The sequence below is a fragment of the Acinetobacter psychrotolerans genome, assembly GCF_048552595.1.
In the GTDB taxonomy this organism is placed as follows: Bacteria; Pseudomonadota; Gammaproteobacteria; order Pseudomonadales; family Moraxellaceae; genus Acinetobacter.
The window spans coordinates 1-259 of sequence record NZ_JBIMDK010000075.1 but is presented as its reverse complement, the minus strand read 5'-3'; the positions used below and the strand labels follow the sequence as shown (position 1 = coordinate 259).

Sequence of the window (259 nt, the reverse complement as noted above, 5' to 3'; positions counted from 1 at the left end):
CATCAAACTCAGATGTGGTTATCAAATTAAGATCATTCAAATATAGGACAAAAGGTATTTTACCGTTGGGATACTTACCATGGACTTTACTTTTAATGCTTTCTATACGCTCATTGCAGCGGTTATTGTACTTTTGCTTGGACGGTTTTTAGTCAATAAAATTGATTTTCTAAGTACATATAATATTCCAGAACCTGTAGCTGGAGGCTTGGTTGCGGCAGTTGTATCACTACTGGTACATAGCTTTTGGGGTTTTAGC

The 259-nt window shown here is 36.3% G+C and carries 1 protein-coding gene; it reads left to right on the top strand.

Annotation, left to right across the window (positions count from 1 at the left end; genetic code table 11):
* Positions 1-79: 79 nt before the first annotated feature.
* A partial coding sequence (locus tag ACG94X_RS16895; RefSeq protein WP_419384814.1) for a sodium/glutamate symporter occupies positions 80-259 on the top strand: 180 nt, incomplete at its 3' end.